11 protein-coding genes and 3 tRNA genes are annotated in these 18,639 nt (G+C 69.2%); 8 read left to right on the forward strand and 6 right to left on the reverse strand.

The features are described 5' to 3' along the window. Nucleotides 1-112 precede the first annotated feature (112 nt). From ACODR1_RS22155 to ACODR1_RS22180, 6 genes are all read left to right on the forward strand, one after another. A tRNA-Glu gene (locus ACODR1_RS22155) sits at nt 113-187 on the forward strand. A 172-nt stretch (nt 188-359) separates the two neighbouring features. Further along, nucleotides 360-950: a stationary phase survival cold shock domain protein CspD gene (cspD, locus tag ACODR1_RS22160; protein WP_488882368.1), complete on the forward strand. Its 591-nt coding sequence runs from the start codon at nt 360-362 to the stop codon at nt 948-950. Nucleotides 951-1,023: 73 nt separating this feature from the next. Beyond that, complete coding sequence (locus tag ACODR1_RS22165) at nt 1,024-1,506, forward strand: DUF192 domain-containing protein (protein ID WP_488882369.1); 483 nt, start codon at nt 1,024-1,026, stop codon at nt 1,504-1,506. A 77-nt stretch (nt 1,507-1,583) separates the two neighbouring features. Continuing rightward, a tRNA-Pro gene (locus ACODR1_RS22170) sits at nt 1,584-1,660 on the forward strand. A gap of 25 nt (nt 1,661-1,685) precedes the next feature. Then, the gene (locus ACODR1_RS22175) at nt 1,686-1,991 is read left to right on the forward strand and encodes an ETC complex I subunit (RefSeq protein ID WP_058346925.1); all 306 of its coding nucleotides are present in this window, start codon (nt 1,686-1,688) and stop codon (nt 1,989-1,991) included. Between the two features lie 26 nt (nt 1,992-2,017). Next, nucleotides 2,018-2,094: transfer RNA gene (locus ACODR1_RS22180), tRNA-Arg, on the forward strand. 317 nt (nt 2,095-2,411) lie between these two features. On the opposite strand, the gene ACODR1_RS22185 is transcribed toward ACODR1_RS22180, so the two are convergent. The 6 genes from ACODR1_RS22185 to ACODR1_RS22210 all read right to left on the reverse strand — a co-directional run bounded on the left by ACODR1_RS22185 (nt 2,412) and on the right by ACODR1_RS22210 (nt 9,488). Beyond that, nucleotides 2,412-5,882 (reverse strand): TonB-dependent receptor domain-containing protein, encoded by a 3,471-nt coding sequence (locus ACODR1_RS22185; protein WP_488882370.1) that lies wholly within the window; start codon nt 5,880-5,882, stop codon nt 2,412-2,414. 103 nt (nt 5,883-5,985) lie between these two features. Next, entirely contained in the window at nt 5,986-6,924 is a 939-nt protein-coding gene (locus ACODR1_RS22190) for a FecR family protein (protein ID WP_488882371.1), read from the reverse strand. A gap of 80 nt (nt 6,925-7,004) precedes the next feature. Further along, nucleotides 7,005-7,508 (reverse strand): RNA polymerase sigma factor, encoded by a 504-nt coding sequence (locus ACODR1_RS22195; RefSeq protein WP_488882372.1) that lies wholly within the window; start codon nt 7,506-7,508, stop codon nt 7,005-7,007. Nucleotides 7,509-7,616: 108 nt separating this feature from the next. Further along, on the reverse strand, nt 7,617-8,261 hold the full coding sequence (locus ACODR1_RS22200; RefSeq protein ID WP_488882373.1) for an energy transducer TonB family protein: 645 nt from the start codon (nt 8,259-8,261) through the stop codon (nt 7,617-7,619). A gap of 113 nt (nt 8,262-8,374) precedes the next feature. Continuing rightward, nucleotides 8,375-8,800 carry a YbaN family protein gene (locus ACODR1_RS22205; protein ID WP_488882374.1) on the reverse strand — a complete coding sequence of 142 codons (426 nt, stop codon included), beginning with the start codon at nt 8,798-8,800 and terminating at the stop codon, nt 8,375-8,377. After that, nucleotides 8,784-9,488: a biliverdin-producing heme oxygenase gene (locus ACODR1_RS22210; RefSeq protein WP_488882375.1), complete on the reverse strand. Its 705-nt coding sequence runs from the start codon at nt 9,486-9,488 to the stop codon at nt 8,784-8,786. The genes ACODR1_RS22205 and ACODR1_RS22210 overlap by 17 nt, the downstream gene beginning before the upstream one ends. 431 nt (nt 9,489-9,919) lie before the next feature. Here ACODR1_RS22210 and ACODR1_RS22215 point away from each other — a divergent pair, with 431 nt between their 5' ends. Continuing rightward, entirely contained in the window at nt 9,920-11,575 is a 1,656-nt protein-coding gene (locus ACODR1_RS22215) for a ShlB/FhaC/HecB family hemolysin secretion/activation protein (RefSeq protein WP_488882376.1), read from the forward strand. A gap of 14 nt (nt 11,576-11,589) precedes the next feature. After that, nucleotides 11,590-18,600, forward strand: coding sequence for an MBG domain-containing protein (locus tag ACODR1_RS22220; protein WP_488882377.1), 7,011 nt, complete (start codon nt 11,590-11,592; stop codon nt 18,598-18,600). The last annotated feature ends 39 nt before the right edge of the window (nt 18,601-18,639 follow it).

Here is an 18,639-nt window from a genome sequence, read left to right on the forward strand (position 1 = left end):
AGGACGCCAGATTTTCAATCTGGAGAGAGGGGTTCGACTCCCCTAGGGACTGCCAGTCGCGAGGCGTCTACTTTGAACTACTGCGGATTACCTTGCTTCTGTGAAGCTTAGTGGTCCCTTCGTCTATCGGTTAGGACGCCAGATTTTCAATCTGGAGAGAGGGGTTCGACTCCCCTAGGGACTGCCACCGCAGAGTTCAGAGTTTCCCATACGACACAGAAGGCGCGACTAAACGTCGCGCCTTTCGTATTGCGCGCTCTCCGCATCATTTGGCCATTGACGGCCATCCCTCCCCGAGAACACTGTTATTCTTGTGGTGCTCGCTCCTTTGGGCTGTTTGGGCGAGCCAGAGGGGCGGAATGTCTGGTTACGACTTGGATGCATCGGGCGCGCACGAAGACCTCGTGCGTATCAGCGGCCGCGTGAAATGGTTCGACGTCGGCAAGGGCTACGGCTTCATCGTTCCGGACGATCCCGGCCAGACGGGCCTGAAGGACGTCCTGCTCCACGTCACCTCCCTGCGTAATTGTGGTCGCGAGTCGGCGCTCGAGGGCTCGGTCATCGTCTGCGACGTGGTCAAGCGGCCCAAGGGCTGGCAGGTCAGCGAGGTCGTCGACCTCGACGAGACTTCTGCGCCGTCGCCGCTGGAGCGCCCCCGCCGGACCTTTGACGAGGCCGCGCCCCGGCGTGACGGCCCGCGCGCCTTCGGCAGCGCGGCGCGCCAGTCGCTGACGCCGGCCGGTCCGCCCGAGCGGGCCAAGGTCAAGTGGTTCAACCGCACCAAGGGCTACGGCTTCGTCGTCCGCGACGAGGCCCCCGGCGACATCTTCGTACATATCGAGACCCTGCGTCGCGGCGGGCTCGAGGATCTCCAGCCGGGCGACGACGTGATGGTTCGCTTCGCCCAGGGGCCAAAGGGCCTCGTGGTCGCCGAGATCACGGCCGCCTGATAGCGGGCGGCTTTTCCGGCTGGCGAGGGGCGGGTAGGGTTCTTGCCGGTTCCACGGTCCTGGCGAGGCGTTCTTGGCCCTTTTCGACGATCTGCGGCGGCGTGACGCCCTACGGCTCCTGGCGGGCGCTCCACTGGCCCTCGGCGTCGCGGGCCGGGCGGTGGCCGCGGCTCCGCGCCTGGAGCCGCTGGAGGTCGTCACCGGGCGCGGCGTCGCCCGGTTCCAGGTCGAGATCGCCGCCACCGAGGCCGAGCAGCGCAAGGGACTGATGTTCCGTAAGGTTCTGGCGCCGGATCGCGGCATGCTGTTCGTCTACAAGAAGCCGCAGCGCGCGGCCTTCTGGATGAAGAACACCCTGATCTCGCTCGACATCCTCTATATCGGCCCGGACGGAAAGGTCCTGTCGATGGTCCGCAACGCGCGCCCGCTCGACGAGACGCCGCTGCCGTCGGGCGGCCCCGTGCTCGGCGTGCTGGAGATCGCCGGCGGCCGGGCGGGGCAGTTGGGCGTGCTGCCCGGCGACCGCGTGCGCCACCGGATCTTCCCCAAGGGGTGAGCCGCGTCGAAAAACCCGCCCGCACAGGCTTGCGTTTCGCCCCCAAAGCCGAGTAGGAGCAAGCCCTTGCTGGTGTCCGGAGCGTAGCGCAGCCTGGTAGCGCATCTGTTTTGGGAGCAGAGGGTCGCAGGTTCAAATCCTGCCGCTCCGACCACCTGCAAAGCCGTTTGGAGAGGCCTATGCTCGCCCGCATCTATCGTCCCGCCAAGAACGCCATGCAGTCGGGCAAGGCCAAGACCAAGGACTGGGTGCTGGAGTTCGAACCGGCCTCGGCCCGCAAGCCCGATCCGCTGATGGGCTGGACCCAGTCCAGCGACATGAACGGCCAGGTCCGCCTGACCTTCGAAACCCGCGACGAAGCCATCGCCTACGCCCAGCGCCACGAGATTTCGTTCCAGCTGTTCGAGCCGAAGGTTCCCAAGCGGATCATCAAGGCCTACGCCGACAACTTCGCCACCAACCGCAAGCAGCCCTGGACCCACTAAGGGTCCGGAAAGCTGGGCCGGCGAGCGCGCCCTTAGCTCAGTTGGATAGAGCATTCGCCTTCTAAGCGAACGGTCGCAGGTTCGAATCCTGCAGGGCGCGCCAGCGGTCTCTTTGGCGGATCTTTATTCGCGAAATCGATGGCTCAATGCTTTCTCGCGCCATGAAGCCTTCAGAGGCTTCGCAGCGGGCTGGCGCGTAAGTGTCTGATTTTTCATAATATCGTTTCCCTCCGTCTGTCATGGACGCAGGCGGCTGCGCCGATCGCCAGCCAACGAGTATTCCGCGCCACGTCGTGGAGCCTCGGCGGTTGTCCGTTGCTTGAGGACGTGTCCGAAACGCTCAGTCGAGCTTGATCGTCCTCGTGCGCTGGGACCCAACTGGGTCGAGCGTTGGCTCGACCCCGCATCGTCAGGTCTAGGTCAGAAGCTGTAGTTCAGGCCGAGGCGCAGGCTGTGGGTCTCCAGCCTGTTCTTGGCGTCTCGGCCGACCGCGACGTCGACGCCGCCCGGCGTGGTTACGCCGCCGCTGGTGTAGCTGCGGTTGACGTTCTGGCTGGCGCGGTCGAAGCGGAAGCTCGTGCTCGGATAGTAGCCGTACAGGTATTCGCCGCGCAGCGAGACACGGTTGCTGAACGCCAGTTCGGCGCCGCCGCCGAGGACGAGGCCCGCGCGGGTCTTGTCATCTTTCTCGGTGAAGTAAGGGCGGGTGCTGAAGCCGAACGGATAGGCCGCGCTGGCCGAGGTCGAGCGGAACTGGGTGCGGGTCTGCTCCTCGCGGATCAGGCCAAGACCGCCCGTGCCGTAATACAGCGCCCGGCCCACGGCCTGGCCGACGCGCAGCCGCGCCGAACCGCCGCCGTCGTAGCGGTAGGCGTATTCGGCCTGCAGCACTTCGGCGGCGACATAGCGGCCGGTGTCCAGCTCGGTGGAGACGAAGCCCTTCTTGCCCCGGCCGCGCGTGAGTTCGCCTTCGACCTCGACGCCGACCACCAGGCCGGACGAAAGCTGGCGGTTGTAGCCGAAGTGAAGCCCTGCGAGCGGGGTTTCGACCTGGCGGTCGGTGCGCTCGGTCGACGCCACGGCGCTGGCCGAACCGTCGCCGGTGCGGGTGTTCCCCTTGGCGCGCATGAACTTCCAGCCCCAGTCGGCGCCGGCGTAGAAGCCGCTCCAGTCGCCGTCGAAGTCCTGCAGGGGTGATTGGGCCAGGGCGCCGGAGGCGTAGCCCCGCACGCGGTCGAGGGCCGAGGATGGGGCGGGGCGCTCGCCGTCGCCGAAGCGGCTGACGAGGCCGATGCGCACCGTGCGGCCCGGCGCGGGCAGGATGCCTGCGCCTTCGCCCAGGGTCAGGGCGTCGACGTAGTAACGGTCGAAGACGTTGTCGACGGTGAGCGTGAAGGTCGCCTTGTCGCTGAAGTGGTAGCTGCCGAACAGATCGACGGTCTCATAGGCTGGCTGACGCTCGACCTTCACATAGCGGGCGCCCAGCTGCAGGTTCTCGTCCATCAGGCGCGTGCCGACAGTCGCCGACATGGTGCGCTTGGGCGGCACGTGGTTGACGAACCAGGACTGGCTGGTCTGGGGCATGCCGTCGTAGCAGCGCACGGCCTGGGTCGGCACCTGGCGATAGCAGCTGGTGACCTCGGTATATTCCGTGCCGGCCAGCTCCACATAGGCCAGGCCCATGTCGTAGCGCGCCGACAGTTCCACGCCCTGGGTGGTGACGCGCGGGATGTTCGTGCGCACCAGGATGTCGGTGTAGTTGCCGTTCGGCGCGGTCAGCGTCTCGCTGCCCAGCGTGATGTAGTCGGTGACGTCGTTGCGGAACCAGCCGGCCTTGACCTGCAGCAGGTCGTCGCCCGTGAACAGGCCCAGGCGCTGGTAGTTCACGCCGACTTCGGTGTTGTGGGCGTGCTCGGGGCGCAAGCTGCTGTAGGGGTTGGTCGAACCGGAGAAGCCCTCGGTTCCCTCGAATGGGCTGGGCGCGCGGAACGCCTCGGCATAGCGGGCGTAGGTCTGAAGGCCGGCGATCGGCTCGACGACGACCGAGATGATCGGCGCCCAGCCCGAGGCCTTGTCGCGGTTCTGCAGGCCGCCCTGCACCCAGCTGACGCCGGTCTTGTGGTCCTGGACGACGGTCTCGACGTAGCGAGTCGCCGCCGTGAAGGTCGCCCAGGGAGCGGGCTTGTATTCGGCGCTGACGAAGGCGCTGTATTGCCGGCGCCAGCCGTCGAGCGTCGTATCCCAGGCGGCCCCCGGATAGCGCTCGTTCAGCTCGTCCCAATCCTTGGACTTGCCGAATTTCTCGAAGTCGTAGGCGCCGCCATAGGCCAGCGCGAGGGCGCCAGCGGTTCCCGAGAACCGCGAGGTGTTCGACACGGTCAGGCCGCGGCGGTTGGACAGCGTGTCGGCGAACTTGTCGGAATTGTAGATCTCGCCGCCGCCGAAATCGAAGCGCACGGGGTCGATCACGAAGCTGTCGACGCGCGAGGCCCAGAGGTCGGCGCGGAAATCGACCAGATTGCCTTCGGGCTTGTAGCGGTAACGGGCGGTGTAGGTGTCGACCTTGACGTCGGAGTTCGTCTGGTAAGGCGTGTCGCCGTACATCAGCTGCGAGGGTTTCATCTCGCCGAACTTGGTCTCGTAGCGCATGTACGAGAGGTCGATGGTGTGGGCGCTAGTGGGCCGGAATACGCCGCGGAGCAGGTACGAGGTGTTGTCCTGCGACGAGTTGATCACCTGTTCCTCGTAGCTGAACCGGTTGGCGCCGCCTTTCCAGGCGTCGGGCGAAATGCCCTGCGAGCCCGAATAGTAGTTGCCGTTCTTGCGGGTGGCGTAGGCGGCCACCAGGTCATAGCGCTCGGTGCGATAGGCCCCGGCGATCGAGGCGTTGCGGCCGTCGAGGTCGAAGGCGTCGGGGCGGTCGAACTTGCGGACGGCGGGCTCGGAGCCGCCGACGGTGACCTTGGTCGGGGGCTTGCCGTTGTTGCCGCTGAGGCCGCCGCGCACGACCAGGCCCCAGGATCCGCCCGGCGCGACGATGTCGCCGGCGCCGAGCGTGCGGGCGCGCAGCAGGCCGCCCGTGGCGCCGGCGCCGTCGGCCGCAGCGGTCGGTCCTTTTTCGATCGTCACGCCGCCGATCAGGGCGGGGTCGAGATAGGTGCGGCCCGCCATGCCGGCATAGCCGCGATAGACGGTGGATTCCTGCATGGCGCCGTCGATGACCACCGGCACGCGGCCCTGGCCCTGCATGCCGCGGATATTGACGTCGAGAGCGCCGGAGTTGCGGTTCTCGGCGTTGAGCACGCCAGGAACGCCGCTCAGGAAGTCGCCGGTGGACGAGCCGCGAAATCGCTCGATCTTCTCCTGCGAGATGTAGGCCGAGGTGCCTGCGCCGCGGTAGACGGCGGCTTCCTGCACGGCGTCGCCGCCGGCGCCTTCATCGCCTGCGTTGATCCCCTGGACGCCGCCGTTCGCGCCGTCGCCGGCCGATCCGTTCGCGCCCTCGACCCTCAGTGCGCCGAGTTGCACCGCTCCAGCCGCGTCGGGGGCCCTGTCTATGATCACCGTCGTGGGGGAGGTGAAGCGATAGTCGAGGCCGGTGCCGGCCAGCAGCTGGCTCAGGGCCTGGGCGGGCGTATGGGCGCCCTTGACCGCCGCGCCGCGAGCATCGGGGCGCACGCCCTTGGCGTAGCCGACCTGGATGCGCGATTGCTCGGCGAAGCGCTGCAGGCTCCGGCGCAGGGGCTGGGCGGGGATGTCGAACTCGAGCGCGCCCTGGCGCTGCGCCGTGGGGGCCTGGGCCAGGGCCGCGCCGGCCGGGGCGGCCAGCAGGATGGAGGCCGTGGCGAGCAGGCAGGCCCGCAGAGGGCGGGGCGACAAACGAGAAAACATGGAAGCTCCGGACGGTAGAGGCGATTTTTATGCGATTGCACCGCATTCGCATTCAGTCGCTTTGACGTTCGCCGTCGCGCCTTACCCAACGGCAGGATGCGAATTATTTCGCCAGGACCACCGCGCCGCCGGGAAGACGGATCAAGCGCAGCCCGGCCATGTCGGCCAGCACCTTCAAGGCGTCGTCCGGCGCCTCGGTCAGGAAGATACCGTTGACGGGCGTGCGGCCGGCCGCGCCGGGCTGCACCCAGACTGGAGCCGAGCGATAGCGCGCCAAGGTTTTCACCGCGTCCGCCAAGGCTTCCTCCTCGACGACGATGTAGCCCCGCCGCCAGGCGGCGATGGCCTCCTCGTCCTGGTCGCGTAGGCGCCGCAGGCCGCCGTCCGACCCATAGTGCGCCCGCTGTCGGCGGTGCAGCATCAGCTCGCGTTCGCCGCCCTTCGCCTGCACCCTGACCACGCCTTCGGTGACCGCGACCTCGGCGGTTCCGCCATCGCGAGCGACCTCGAAGGCCGTGCCTATGTCTTCCACGACGCCGCCGGCCGTCGCGACCCGGAGGGGGCGGGCGTCGCCGTGGCGCACCTCGATCCAGATCCGCCCGCGCAGCAGATCGATGCGCCTTTCGTCCCTGTCATAGCGCACGGCGATGGCGCTGCCGCTGTCCAGGACCGCGCGGGTGCCGTCCGGCAGGTCCAGGCCGCGCACCTCGCCGACCGATGTGGCGTCGGTGGCGAGCAATCGTGGCGCCGCCAACGGAGCGAGGAAAGCCAGGGCGAGGCAGGCGGCGACGGCCGAGCCCCAGGCGGCCGGGGCGGCGATGGGGCGCTTGCGACGCAACGCCACCACGCGGTCTTTGCGGTTCTCCAGGCTGCGCCATAGGGCGCGGGTGCTCTCGAACGCCGAGCGGTTTTCGTCGCTCGCGGCCAGCCAGTCCTCGAAGCGCGTCATTTCCTCGGCGGTCATCGACCCGGAGGCCAGGCGCACGATCCAGTATTCGGACCGCTCGACCGCGCTGGAGGGAGGCGTGTTGCCGCCGGCCATGGAAGCTTCTCGTTGCAGAGGTGGACTCTCATCTTAGACGTTTGCGGTGGGCGTGGACCCAAGGCGGGCAGCGATGTTCGTCATCCGTCCTCGCGCGCGATCCGCAAGGCGGCCAGGGCGCGGCGAAGATGGTTTTCCACGGTCGTGGTCGAGACGCCGTAGATCGCGGCGATATCGATGATGCGCTTGTCCTCGAAGCGGTTGAGCCGAAACATCGTCCTGCCGGGGTCAGGCAGGGCGTCCAGAGCGTCGAGCACGCGCGACAGGGCCTGGCGGTCGATCATGCCGGTTTCGGCCGAAACCGGTCCGACCGGTCCCCACAGATAGGTCTCGGCCTTGGCCTGGACGCGCTGCCGGGTCGCTTCGGCCCGACGGTGGTCGATGGCGAGGTTGGAGGCCAGCCGGAACAGATAGGCTCTGGGATTGCGGACGGCGACATCCTCGATCTCCTGCACCTTCAGCCAGAGCCGCTGCAGCACGTCTTCGGCCGCCGGCAGGCTCCCGACGATGCGTGTCGTGCGCCGCAGCAGGACCGCGTGCTCCGAGACGAGCAGGGCCGTGAGGGATTGGGGGAGGGAAGGCATGACCCGAGGGTGAATCGCTGTGGAGTGTCTTGTTAGAGTGATTGAGAATCATTCTCAATACGGTCGTTGGTTTCGGTCCTGCGCGGCGAGGCGCCGTCGTCGCGTCCTTCAAGGCGCGCCGATGAAGAATTCCACCGGAACCACCAGCTCCATTTGGTCGGGGCGATCGGCGGGGATGGCCGGCAGGGGCTGGGCGCGCTTGGGCGTCTCGACGGCGGCGCGGTCGAGCTCGGCGAAGCCGGACGACCGTTCCAGCCGGGTCCAGAGCACGTTGCCGCCTCGGTCCATGCGGAAGCGGACATAGGCGACGCCCTGCTGCCGGAGTAATTGGGCGGCCGGCGGATAGCGTCGCTTGCGTTCCAGCGCGGCCAGTACCTGGCCCTCCCCGGTGGCGACGGCGTTGCTGGGGGGGCGCGGAGCAGCGGGCGCCGGCTGCACGGGAGGTGCGGTGGTTTCGGGCGCGGCAGGCCCTGGATCGGTCGGCGCGGTCGGTCGTGGCGGCGTGAAGAATACAGGTTCGGGCGCGTTGGGTGAGGACTTCACCGGCGGAGGTTCCGGTGGCGTGGGGCGGGCGGCCTGGCGCTCGACCTGTTCCGGGCCGGGCGGAACCTCTCGCGCCGGAACCGGCGGCGAAGCCGTCTCCAGCTCGACCACCATCGGCGCGACCGGCGGCGGGACCACGAAGGCCGTCTGGAAGCCTCGAAAGAGCAGGGCGCCGAGCAGGAGCGCATGCAGGCCGATCGAGACTGTCATGCCGACAACCGCGCGCGAACCGCGTCGACGGGGGCGCGGGTCAGGAGCGGCCGGAGCACGGACTGTCGGCGTCCAGGGCGGCGGTGCGTCCCGCCAGGCCAGATCGTTCGGCTTCACTCTTGGGCGCCCCGCGATGGACGCGAGACGACATAGGCGGCGCAGAGGCCGATGGCCCCAGCCACGACCAGCAGCAGGGGCCACTTGGGGTGGGCGCCCCACCAGAAGATCGCCAGGCCGGCGGCCATGCCGGAACAGGCCATCAGCTTGGCCGACGGCGGGATCGCGCGATCCCGCCGCCAGGCGCGCAGCGTCGGGCCAAAGCGCGGATGGTCCAGCAGCCAGGCCTCCAGTCTCGGCGATGAGCGGGCGAAGCACCCAGCCGCCATGATCAGGAACACGGTGGTCGGCATCAGCGGGACGACTGCTCCGATGAAGCCCAGGGCCACGCAGGCCAAGCCCAGCAACCGCCAGGCCCGGCGCGCGATGGGGGGACGCGCAGGGGAGGGCGCCGTGGTCACGGGCTCAGGCGAAAGCGTCATCGACCAGCCCACGCACCCGGCGAAAAGCGGCCGCGGCGCCTTGCACGGCGCGCTCGTCCTCGGCGTCGCCGAAGGGCAGGCCGTCGAGGACGGCGACGAAGGTGCGCCAGTGACGGCCTCGCCCTTCGGGAGCGGCGGCCAGATGGCGAGCGCCGAAGGTCTCGTCCAGGCCTAGAGCGGCCGCTGCTTTCAGCAGAAAGGCCGCCCCGAGGTTGGAGCCTTCCGCCACGTAGAGCCAGCCGAAGGCGGCAGCCAGATCGGTTTCGCTGTCCTGGAACGCCGGCGCAGCGTCCGCGACTGGAACGACCTGGCCGAGGTCGCGGATGTCCTGAGCGATGAGGTCCAGCCGGCGGCGCTCAGGCAGGTCTGGAGCTAGGGCGATCAGCTCCGGGCGGGTGTAGAGCGCGTCGATCTCGCGATGGAACCCGTATTGGGCGCGCAGGAAGCGGCCGAAACGCTCGCGGTCGGCGAACGGCTCCAGCGACATGATCCGGCTGTCCAACTGCTCGTGGGCAGTGTTGGTCAAGGCCTTGAGCCGCTTGGCGCGAGACGGTTCGGAGATCGTGACATGGGCGTTCATTGGGGGCTCCGAAGCGACAACAGTGCGCGAGGACTTCGCGATCGCTTCGCATCCGCACGCATGGGCAAGACGAATCCGGAACGCCTTCTCCCAACCGGAAATCGTCAATGAGGTCGTCTTCTTGCCTGCAATCGCCCCGCCGGCTTGCCGCCAGCGCCCGGAGCAAGTTGGCCCCGCGATCCGCAGATGTTGATGTCGAGTGGAGAGGTCGCTTTAACCCCCGTTGGGGCGCCGCCTTGGCGAGGTTTCAGCCTTGGGCGATGTAGAGGCTACGTCTTCCCAATTTGGGAAACGTCTGCGAGTGAAAAATCATTGTTATGAGTGCTTGTTGTCGGCTTGTAATCGGCTTGAAATCTGTAAGCGATCATTTGCACGAAGTGAACATTGGTGGGGTTTTGGTGCAAATCTGAAATCAATTAACCCATCTTAAATGTGGGGTTACCTAAGACGGCGCCCGTGTACTAGGTGGGGCGTATAGTATGAGTTTTGCAGTATCACGGGGTGCGACGCGCGCTCTGGTCGTCGCGTCGAGCTCGGTTGTGGCTCTGATCTGGTCCTCGGCAAGCTTCGCGCAGACCGCGCCCAGCCGGACCCTTCCTCAAACCATCGCTCCCACCGTCCAGGAGACCCAGGGCGAGATCGCCTTGCCGGCCACGCGCCTGACGGCCGCCCCGGCGGGCGCCGAGGCGCTGTCGGTGCGGGTCGAGCGCGTGGTGGTCGAAGGCGTCGCGCCGGATCGCGCCGAAGCCGTCGCCGCGCTGACCCGGCCGGTCGAAGGCCGCACCGTCACCGTCGCCGCCCTCTACGAAGTCGCCGCCAAGATCGAGGCGCTCTACGCCAAGGACGGGCGCATCCTGACCCGCGCCACCCTGCCGCCGCAGTCGCTCAAGGACGGCGCGACCCTGCGCATCGTCGTGGTCGAGGGCTTCATCGAGAGCATCGACGACAGCCGCGTGCCGGCCAAGGTGCGCGGGCCGATCCGCGACCGGCTGGTCAAGCTGATCAACAGGCCGGGCCTGAGCCTGCCGCAGATCGAGCGCCAGGTGCTGCTGGCCGCGCGCGTTCCCGGCGTGAGCCTGCGGACGACCCTGGTCCCCGGCGAGCTTGTCGGCGGGGCGCGGCTGGTGCTGCAGGTCGAGCACGACGCCGTCGCCGCCGGCCTGGGCGCCGACAACAGCCTGTCGAGCGCCTATGACGACTGGAACCTCGAGGCGCGGCTGACGGCCAACTCGGTGTTCGGGGCGGGCGAGCAGTTCTATGCCTTCGGCGCCTCGGCCACCGACCTGGTCCTGTCGGGCGGACATCCCTATCGCCGCATCGTGGGCCTCGGCCTGATCGCGCCGCTGGGCTTCGACGGGGTGACGGCCCAGCTCGAGTACCTGCACGCCGACACCAATCCGATCGCGCCGCGCGGCGTGCTGCCGGTGGAGGGCCAGTTCGACCGCGTCGTGGCCAAGCTGTCCTATCCGCTGATCCTGAGCCGGCGCGAGATGCTGTCGGTGTCGGGCGGGTTCGAGTGGACCAACGAAAGCCAGGCCGCCCGCGGCTTCGGCGTCGATCTCAGCAAGGACGCCCTGCGCAGCTTTACCCTGGGTCTCGAAGGCGGCAAGGCGATCGGCGCGGCCACCACGGTCTCGTCGCGCATCGACTTCAACCAGGGCATTTCGGGCCTGGGCGCGCGCACGCCCGCTGACGCGAGGGTCTCAGGCACGCCGCTGTCGCGCCAGGGCTCCAAGCCCGACTTCACCAAGCTTTCGGCCACCGCCAGCATCGACCGGACCCTGGGCGGTCCGTTCTCCGCGCGGCTGGTGCTGCGCGGCCAGACCGGCTTCGGCGGCGCCCTGCCCAGCGCCATGCAGTTCTCGCTGGACGGGGGCGAAGGCGTCTCCGGCTTCGACGCCGGCTCGATCAATGTCGATAGCGGCCTGACCGCTCGCGCCGAACTGGCCGCCCTCGCGCCCATTGGCGGCAAGGTCACGGTTCGTCCCTACCTGTTCGCCGCGGCTGGCCGGGGCTGGCTGGAAAAACCGACCGTCGTCGAGAAGCCGCGGCCCGACGGCTGGTCGGTGGGCGGCGGCGCCCGCGCCGCACTGGCGCAGCGCGTCAATCTGAGCGCCGAGCTGGCGCACGCCAACAGCAACCTGTTCGCCAAAAACCAGACGCGCCTCACGGCCAGCGTCAACGTCGCGTTCTGAGGGGGAGCCTGACCATGCTTATCGCCAACAAGCTTCGCCTGATCGCCACGACCAGCCTGACCCTGACCCTGGCCGCGATGGCCGGCCAGGCGGCGGCGCGGGACGCCCTGCCCACCGGCGGCTCGGTGGTCGCCGGATCGGCCACCATCGGCGGCCAGTCGGGCGGCGCCCAGACCATCACCCAGACCAGCCAGAAGGCGGTGATCGACTGGGCCAGCTTCAACGTCGGCCAGGGCGCCAGCCTGACCTTCGTGACGCCCAACGCCGACGGCGCGACCCTGAACCGCGTGACCGGCACGACCGGCTCGACCATCGCCGGCCAGATCACCGCCAACGGCAGCGTCTATTTGATCAATCCCAACGGCATCCAGATCACCCAGAGCGGCGTGATCAACGCCGGACGCGGCTTCGTGGCGTCGACGCTGGACATCTCCAATGACGAGTTCATGGCGGGCGCCGGCCGCTTCACCGGTGCGGGCGGGACCATCGACCACCGGGGGTCGATCACCGTCGGCGCCGGCGGCGTCGTGGGCCTGCTGGGCGGCAGCGTCTCCAGCAGCGGCCTGATCATGGCGCCGGCGGGCAAGGTGGTGATCGGGGCAGTCACCCACGCCACGCTCGACCTCAACGGCGGCGGCTTCCTGCAGGTGGCCCTGCCGGAACAGTCGGCCCTGGCGGCTGATGGCTCCAGCGCCCTGGTCTCGGCCCAGTCGGGCTACGAGGCGACGCGCAACACCGTCAATCTGGACGGCCTGAGCAGCGGCAGCGTGACCGGCCGCAACGGCGACATCGTGCTGGGCGGCAAGATCAGCGTCGATTCCGACGCCGGCGACGCGGGCTCGATCATGGTGATGGGCGCCAACACCCGCGCCAACGGCGAACTGTCGGCCCGGGCGACGGGCGCCACCGGCAATGGCGGCTTCATCGAGACGTCGGGCAATTACGTCGACTTCACCGGCCTGCGCGTCGACACCCGCGCGGCGCACGGCGCCACCGGCACCTGGCTGGTCGACCCCACCGACCTGACGATCGACGCCGCCGCGGCCTCGACCATCCAGTCGAACCTCGCCACCACCAACGTCACGCTCGAGACCTATCTCAGCGGCGCGCCCTCTGGACCGGGCGTGGCCAGCGAAGGCGCGGGCGACATCATCGTCAATTCGGCGATCAGCTGGGGCGCCAACACCCTGACGCTGAACGCGGCCAACAGCATCAAGGTCAACGCCGTGCTGACCGCCTCGGGTAGCGCGGGCCTGGCCTTGAACTACGGCGACACCAAAGGCTCGATCGCCGCCACGCCGCTCGCCGGCGCCGGCCTCGACTTCGGCCTGGCCAGCGGCGGCTTTACCGGCCGGATCGACTTCACGGGCGGCGGCAACAGCTTCGCCGTCAACGGCCAAGCCTACAGGATCATCACCGCCCTGGGCGCGGCCGGCTCGACCACGGGCCTGGACCTGCAGGGGATCAACGGCGGCCTCGGCGGCTACTACGCCCTGGGGGCCAATATCGACGCCAGCGCCACCAGCAGCTGGAACAGCGGCCAGGGCTTCGATCCCCTCGGCGCGACCAATGCGGAAGGCGGCGGCAATGGCTTCACCGGACGCTTCCTGGGCCTTGGCCACACGGTCAGCAATCTGACCGTCAAGCGCACCTCGTCCGCCTATGGCGGCCTGTTCGGTCTTGCTTCCGCTAGCGCCTCGATCGGCAATGTCGGCCTCGTCAACGCCAGCGTCGCGGTCAATGGCGACGCGAACACCTTCATCGGCGTCGGCGTCGGCGGCACGGCGGGCGCCCTGGTCGGCGTTTCGTACGGCGCGATCACCCAGAGCTATTCCACGGGCTCGGTGTCCGCCAACGGCGGACCCACCTTCGGCCCCTCCACGGGGGGCGCGGGCGGCGTGGCCGGCGGCCTGGTCGGCAAGTCCTACGGTACGATCACGGGAAGCCATTCCTCCGCCACGGTCTCGGCCGGCGGTCGCGACGGCATGACCCAGGGGGGCGCGGGCGGCAAGGTGGGCGGCCTCGTCGGCCAGTCCTACGGCGCGATCTCGGAGAGCTACGCCACGGGCGCTGTCGCGGCCAACGGCGGCGCCGGCACCGACGTTACAACCGGTACTGCCGGCGCGGGCGGCGTGGCCGGCGGCCTGGTCGCCGAAAGCAGCGGCGCGATCACGGGGAGCCATGCGACGGGCGTAGTCTCGGCCAACGGCGGCAGCGCCCGCACCTCCGGGGGCGGCGGCAAGGCGGGGGGTCTCGTCGGGCTCTCCAGCAGCACGATCACGGCGAGCTACGCCACGGGCGTGGTCTCGGCCAACGGCGGTGGCGGCAGCGGCGGCAGCAACAGCGGGGCCACGGGCGGGACGGCCGGCGGCCTGGTCGCCGAGAGCGACGGCGCGATCACGAGGAGCTATTCCACGGGGGCGGTCTCGGCCAACGGCGGCGGCGGTAGCGGGGCGGGTGTATCAGCCGGCGGCGCCGGCGGCTCCGGCGGGACCGCGGGCGGGCTTGTCGGTCGGAGCCGCAGCACGATCAGCCTGAGCTACGCCACCGGCGCGGCGTCCGCCAACGGCGGCGGCGGCGGCGCGGGCGCAACCTCGACCAATGGCGGCAACGGCGGCAGCGGCGGCGTGGCGGGCGGGCTCGTCGGCGACGCCAGCGGCGCGATCACCCAAAGCTATGCGACGGGCGCGGCGTCAGCCAACGGCGGCGGCGGCGGCAGCAACGGTTTCGGCATGGTAGGCGGCCGCGGCGGCAACGGCGGCGCGGGCGGCAGGGCCGGGGGCCTGGCCGGCCTGGCCAGCGCCGACATTGCGCAAAGCTACGCAACGGGGCGGGTGTCCGCCGGCGGCGGCGGCGGCGGCAGCTACACGATGTTGAGCGGCGCGACGATGGTCACGGCGTACGGCTCGACCGGCGCCGCCGGCACGGGCGGCGGCCTGATCGCCGAGGCCTCGGCCGGAACGATCGAGGCGTCCTACTGGGATCGTTACGCCAGCGGTCAGGCCTTGGGCGTGGGTTCCAACACCGGCGCGACCGTGACCAGCCTGGTCTCTGTCACCTCCGACGCGGCGCAATGGACCGCGGCCGACTACATCTACAACGCCTCGGCCTGGTCGATGCTGGCCACGGGCGCGACCAGCGACATCGACCTGACCGGTGGTCAGGCCCTGACCTGGCGGATGTACGAGGGCTTCACAACCCCGATGCTGAAGGCCTTCCTGAAGCCGGGAACCGTGACGGTCAGCGTTGGCGACGCCACCGCCATCTACAACGGTGTCCGGCAGCTGGTCGGCGCGACGGTCACGGCGCCGAACGGGGTCGACACCAGCCTGATCCTGGGCGGCGGCCGCGGCCGCGATGTGGGCTCGTACGTCACCAGCGCCTATTCGACCCAGCAGGGCTATGACCTGATCGTCACCGCGACGGGCACGCTGGCGATCACGCCCAAGGCGCTGACCATCAGCGGCGGGACCAGCACGCTGACCTATTCCGGTTCGGCCTTCGGCAACGGCTATGTCCCCACGGGCCTGGTCGGTGGCGACTACATCACAAGCATCGTCGGCGGCGCCATCGGCACGAACGTCGGAACCTATTACGACAACCTGTCGGGCGCGACCGGCAGCGGCCTGTCGAACTACAACATCACCTATGTGAACGGCAGCCTGACCATCAACCCCAGGGCGCTGACGATTACCGGCAGCAATGTGAGCAGCGTCTACAGCGGCTTGGAAAAGAGCCACGCCGTGGTCGTCAACGGCCTGGTCGGTCGCGACACGGTGACCTCGGTCTCCGGCGTGGCCACGGCGACCAACGTCGGGACCTATACCGACAACCTGTCGGGCGCGACCGGCAGCGGCCTGTCGAACTACAACATCACCTACGTCAACGGCAGCCTGGCCATCACGCCCAAGGCCCTGACCATCACCGGCTATGCCAGCTACCGGGGCTATAGCGGCGAGACCCAGACCAACGGCTTTACCACCGACGGCCTGGTGGGCGGCGACACCGTGACCAGCGTCAGTGGCCAGGCCAGCGGGACCAATGTCGGGACCTATTATGACAGCCTGTCGGGGGCTGTCGGAACCGGCCTGTCGAACTACGCCATTACCTACCAAGGCGGCGCGTTGGTCATCCTGCCCAAGGCTCTGACCATCACCGGCGACACCGGATCGGCGACCTATAACGGCGCGGCCCAGACCAACGGCTTCACCGCCAACGGTCTGGTCGGTTCGGACATGGTGGCCTCGGTCGCGGGCCTCGGAAGCGGGACCAGCGTCGGCAGCTACGCCGACAGCCTGTCGGGCGCGACCGGCAACGGCCTGTCGAACTACACGATCACCTACGTCAATGGCAGCCTGGCCATCACGCCCAAGGCCCTGACCATCAGCGGCGGCGTCGGCTCGTCGATCTACAACGGTTCGGCCCAGACCAACGGCTTCACCACCAGCGGCCTGGTGGGCTCGGACGCGGTGACCTCGGTCACCGGCCTGGCCAGCGGGACCAATGTCGGCAGCTACACCGACGTCCTGTCGGGCGCTGTCGGTACCGGTTTGTCGAACTACGCCATCACCTATGTCAACGGCGGCCTGCTCATCACGCCCAAGGCGGTGACGGTGACCTATACGGCCAATGGCGCCAGCAGCATCTATGGCGCGACGCCGACTGGTCTGGGCGGCAGCTACCTCGCCAGCGGCCTGATCGGCGGCGACACGCTATCGGGCGCGGCCAGCTGGACGACCACGGCGACCAACACGTCCGGCGTGGGGACCTACGCCATCAACGGCTCGGGGCTCGGCGTCGGCTCCAACTATACGCTGATCGCCAGCCAGGCGGCCGGCAACGCCACCCCCCTGACCATCACGCCCCGTGCGCTGACGGTGACCGGCAACGTCGGATCGCTGGTCTACAGCGGCGCGGCCCAGGTCAACGGCTTCACCACCAGCGGCCTGATCAACGGCGACACCGTGACCTCGGTCGCGGGGCTGGGCGGCGGGACCAATGTCGGCGGCTACGTCGACAACCTGTCGGGCGCGACCGGCAGCGGCCTTGCGAACTACGCCATCTCCTACGTCAACGGCGGGCTGGCCATCACGCCGAAGACCCTGGTCATCACTGGCGGGACGGCTTCGAACGTCTACACCGGCGGCCTGCAGACCAACGGCTTCACCACAAGCGGCCTGGTCGGTTCGGACACCGTGACCTCGGTCGCGGGGCTGGGTGGAGGGACCAGCGTCGGGACCTATGCCGACATCCTGTCGGGCGCCGTCGGCAGCGGCCTGTCGAACTACGCCATCACCTACGTCAACGGCGGTCTGGCGATCACGCCCAAGGCGCTGGTCATCACGGGCGGTACGGCCTCGGGCGTCTACAACGGCGGCCTTCAGGTCAACGGCTTCACCACCAACGGCCTGGTCGGTTCGGACGCCGTGACCTCGGTCGCGGGCCTGGCGGGCGGAACCAATGCCGGGACCTATGCCGACAGCCTGTCGGGCGCCGTCGGCGCCGGCCTGTCGAACTACGCCATCACCTATGTCAACGGCGGCCTGACGATCACGCCCAAGGCGCTGGTCATCACGGGCGGCAACGGCTCTGTGATCTACAATGGCGGCCTGCAGACCAACGGCTTCACGGCCAACGGCCTGGTCGGCTCCGACGCCGTGACGTCGGTCGCGGGCCTGGCTGGCGGGACCAATGTCGGGACCTATGCCGACCTCCTGTCGGGCGCGGTCGGCGTCGGCCTGTCGAACTACGCCATCACCTACGTCAACGGCGGCCTGGCCATCACGCCCAAGGCGCTGACGGTGACCTACGCGGCCAACGCCGCCGGCAGCGTCTACGGTGAGGTCCCCAGCGGCCTGTCGGGCGGCTATGTGGTCGACGGCCTGGTCGGCGGCGATGCGCTCTCGGGCGTCGCCGGCTGGACGACCACGGCGACCGCGACCTCGGGCGTCGGGATCTACGCCGTCAACGGCTCGGGCCTGAGCGCCAGCGGCAACTATGTGCTGACCTCGCTGCAAGCGGGCGGCAACGCCACGGCCCTGAGCGTCACCCCGCGCGCCCTGACCGTGACCGGTAACACCGGTTCGGTGGTCTACAACGGCGCGGCGCAGGTCAACGGCTTCACCACCAGCGGCCTGGTCAACGGCGACACCGTGACCTCGGTCTCCGGCCTGGCGGGCGGCGTCTTCGCCGGGACCTACGCTGACGCCCTGTCGAACGCGACAGGCAGCGGCCTGTCGAACTACGTGATCACCTACGCCAATGGGGGCCTGACCGTCACGCCGCGGGCGGTGACCGTGACCTACACGGCAAACGGCGTCGGCAGCGTCTATGGCGATACGCCCAGCGGCCTTTCCGGCGGCTACGTGGTCGACGGCCTGCTTGGCGCCGACACCCTGTGGGGCAATGCCGCCTGGACGACGGCGGCGACCGCGACCTCGGGCGTCGGGACCTACGCCGTCACCGGTTCGGGCCTGAGCGCCAGCAGCAACTACGTGCTGACCAGCGTGCAGGCGGCGGGCAACGCCTCGGCGCTGACCATCACGCCGCGGACCATCATCGTCACCGCGGACGCTCTCAGCCGCGTCTATGGCGCGGCCAATCCGGCGCTGACCTGGACGGTCGGCGGGCGCGGCCTGGTCAATGGCGACACGCTTTCGGGCGCGCTGGCCACCGCGGCCGGCGCCGGCTCGCAGGTCGGCGACTATGCGATCACCCGGGGCGGCCTCGCCGCGGGCCCGAACTACGCGGTGACCTTCGTCGACGCGGTGCTCTCGGTCACGCCGGCGCCGTCCTCGAACCCGCCGTCGCGCGTCGTCGACAACAGCGAAGCGGACGCTTCGGTGTCCGGCGTGGTGTCGGCCGGGCGGGATCTGATGACGCCGGTCGTCGACGTATTGTTCTCCCAGGCGGGTGACGTCGTCGGCGACAGCGCCGCCTCTGGCGAGGCCGGCGGTGGCGGTGGCGGCTGCCAGGGGGAGGGCGGCAGGGTCGCGGTCAACTGCGCCGCTCGGTCCGGCTCCTGACGCAAGGGCGCAGTCCCTGAGCCTTCGACGGCCGCACCT

It is taken from the genome of Caulobacter sp. FG7, from assembly GCF_057808875.1.